A 266-nucleotide genomic window follows, 5' to 3' on the forward strand; every position below is an offset into this window, starting at 1 on the left:
GAGCCGAATGGAACAGGAATTGAGAATGTTGGATGAGAAACAGGATAATCTCTTGAAAAATTTAAATTTTATCAAAAGCAAAATGGTGAAATACCAAGAATTTGTAAACAACAGCATGAATGATCAGTGTATGCGATCAACTAAGCCGACGCTTTTGAGTCATAGGCCGAAGATGCCCAAAGCTTTAGAGAAGGCGGGTGAACAAGGAAATGGGAGAGATAACTGAAGCAAAAACAGTTATCGTTAGTTTTTTTAACAATGAGTTT

General features: G+C 36.8%; 1 protein-coding gene. It reads left to right on the forward strand.

The genetic code is table 11. The features are described from left to right. On the forward strand, positions 1 to 226 hold a 226-nt coding region (locus Ga0466249_RS26145; RefSeq protein ID WP_215832411.1), incomplete at its 5' end, for a hypothetical protein. Positions 227 to 266 lie beyond the last annotated feature (40 nt).

The sequence above is a fragment of the Pelorhabdus rhamnosifermentans genome (genome assembly GCF_018835585.1).
In the GTDB taxonomy this organism is placed as follows: domain Bacteria; phylum Bacillota; class Negativicutes; order UMGS1260; family UMGS1260; genus Pelorhabdus; species Pelorhabdus rhamnosifermentans.